Raw genomic sequence first — 2829 nt, forward strand, 5'->3', positions numbered from 1 at the left:
GAGCGGGGCGACGTAGAGCTGACCGTCCCGCAGCGGCCCGAAGCCCGGCCAGAACCCGATCAGCCAGGACAGCGCCGCCCACCCCGCTTCGGTGGCCCCGAGCAGCGCGATCCCGAAACCCACTCCGGCCGCCACCGACAACCCGAACCCGAACTCCGGTCGCTCCCGGCGCAGCCACCACACCCACCCCGCGAGCGCCACCAGGCACAGCACCAGCCGCAGGGTCGCCGTCACCGGTTCCCCGTAGCCCGCCGGAACGGCCCCGGAGTTCCACACACCACCCAGGAGGAACAGGGAGCCCAGCACACCGAACGGGGTGTCCGGGCGCGCGGCGAAGGCCGCCACCCCCGCCGGATCGGTCCTCGTGCCGCCGGCCAGGGACGGCAACAGCCACGGCAGAGACACCAGGAGCAGGGCCGAGAGCAAAAGGAGCGGACCGGTCACCGCCGCGCGCCCACGCGGGAACAGCGCCACGGGACCGGCGGTGAGCGCGGTCAGCACCACGGAGGAGAACCCGCCCACCGCGGCGGGCACGAGGGCGCGGACGAGCCCCGCGAACCCCGCAGCCGTCCCTGTCGACCCCAGACGGACCACGGCGCCCACCACCCACGGCAGTCCCGCGTAACCCAGGAGCATCGCCCACTGGCCGAGCAGCAATCGCTCAGCGACGAACGGGTTCCACACGTAGGCGATCCCGGAGGCCACCGCGGCCACGCGCCCGGCTCCGCTCCCCGGACGCGGCAGCAGCCGGGCCGCGCCCGCGCCGCCCACGGTGAACACGCACAGCAGCGCCGCCGCCTGTACCAGGTCCCCGGGGACGAGCGCGGACAGCGCCGCCACCACGGCGTCGCTGGGGATCGCGCGGGGGAAGCCGTCGGCTCCGCGCAGAACCGTCGCCAGGGACGGCTCCGGAACGAACACCATGTCGTACCGGAGCACATAGCCGCGTCCCAGGGCCGGCCCCAGGGCCAGGACACCGGCGAGGAGGCCCACCGCCCACGGCAGCGCCCGGTCGAGTCGGCGCACCGGCCTCACCCGTCCCCCAGGAGGGCGGAGGCGGAGTACCCGCCCTCCACGTAGTCGCGGTGGGCGCGGACCACGACCTCGTACGGGCCGCTCACGGTCGCCTCCCAACGGGGCTCCGACCCCGTCGGCCCCTGGGGGTGCCATCCCTCGCCGCTGCCCGGTCCCCTGTCGTCGACCGGCCCGCACTCCGCCCCTTCAGGCGGGCGCGGGGCGGTCGGCCCCGGGGTCGGCGTGGGCGTCGGCGGTGGGGGCGGCTCAGGGGACGGCGGGGGCGGGGGAGGTTCGGGGGAGGGCGGGGGCGGCGGAGGCGGGGGCGGCGCGGGGGACGGCCCGGCCGGCGACGGGTCCTCGTCCGGTGACCTCCGGGGTTCGTCGTCCCCGTGGCCGGGGGACGGCCCCCCGTCACGCGTGTCCGCGGGCGCCCGGGAGTCGTCGCTCGGCGAGCACGCCAGCGCGCGCAGCCACACCTCGTAGTGCGTGGCCCCCTCGACCGCGTCCCACAGCACCGTCGCGCCACCGTCGACCACGCGCACACCGGTGGGGGCGGGGGGCGGGTCGGGGTCCCAGACCAAGCTCAGCGGCGCGGAACGCTCCCCCTCGTCCCGGCCCTTGTACTGGCGCACGACGAACTCGTACCGGGCCCCGCTCAGCAGTGCCCCGACCAGCACCGACCGACGGTCGCCGTCCGCCTCCACATCGGTGGGCAGCACCACCGCCTCGTCGGGGTCCGGTCCCAGCCTGCGCTGGACCACCCGGTAGTCGGTCGCGCCGGGAACCGCGTCCCAGCTCAGGACCAGGCCGTCCGCCGATTCCTCGGCGTCGGGTTCGGGGGCGGCGCGCGGACCGGTGGCCACGGTCGGCAGGGGGCGCGGGAAGTCCCGGCCCACCCCGAGCGGTTCGGCGAGCGCGTCGGCGAAGGCCGCGGCGATCCGCAGTTCGCCGCGGGCGTTGGGGTGCGTCTCGTCCCAGTTGTCGCGGGAGGGCACGTAGTCGGCGGCGACCCGGGCCACGACCACGGGAGAGGTCTGCGAGGTCAACTGCTCGGCGAGGTCGACCACGCCCATGTTGAACCGGCGGATCTCCTCGTTGATCCGCGCGTCGTCCCCGGTGCCCTCGACCGGGGGAAGCTCCCCGATGACGAACCGGACCTCCGCGAGCGCCACGCGGACGGTCGAGACGGTCTCGCCGACCCCCGCCAGGGCGTGGTCGGCCCCTCCCCCGGCCAGGATGTCCTCCAGCCCGGCCAGGAGCAGCAGGTACTGGGGTTCGTGTTCGGCCGCCACCAGGGCGACGTCGTCGGCGAGGTCGCGGGCGGTGGTCCCCCAGCGGGCGGCGTGGTCGGTGTCGAAGTCGGCGTCGGCGTAGGCGTGGTCGAACTCGCCCTCCGCGAGGCCGTACACGTCGTCGTAGGGTCCGACGAAGTCAGCGTCGACACCGGACTCGCCCAGGTGGCGCCACAGACGGTAGCGCCACGTGTAGTCGCCGCTGCTGCCCTGGGTCAGGGAGCCGCCCACCACCATGAGCCGGAGCCGGCCGTCCGGCGGCCCGGGGACGTCCACGGCCCCCTCCCGACCGCCCTGGACGGCACTGGTTCCGCCGGAGCCGGTCTGGACGAGCAGGAGGGTGACCGCCATCGCGGAGAGCATGATGCCGAGCAGCCCGAGGGGGCCGGGTTCGAACCGCGTGGGTCCGGTGCGCCGCCGCGCGGAGAGAAAACGGTCGAATCGATACAAGACCGCCGCGGCGCGGTCGGCCAGGGCCCGCCACCGGTCCGCGGCGCCGCTCCGGGCCGGCTCGGGGGCC

Annotated in this window: 1 protein-coding gene and 1 pseudogene; both read right to left on the minus strand. The window is 76.1% G+C overall.

Annotated features, from left to right (window positions below; genetic code table 11):
* Positions 1 to 1026: pseudogene (locus D471_RS0100305) on the minus strand (hypothetical protein); the annotation flags it as partial.
* Positions 1027 to 1031: 5 nt separating this feature from the next.
* On the minus strand, positions 1032 to 2829 hold a 1798-nt coding region (locus D471_RS39910), incomplete at its 5' end, for a hypothetical protein (protein ID WP_017596781.1).

Origin of the sequence: Nocardiopsis lucentensis DSM 44048 (genome assembly GCF_000341125.1) — a bacterium.
GTDB lineage: Bacteria > Actinomycetota > Actinomycetes > Streptosporangiales > Streptosporangiaceae > Nocardiopsis > Nocardiopsis lucentensis.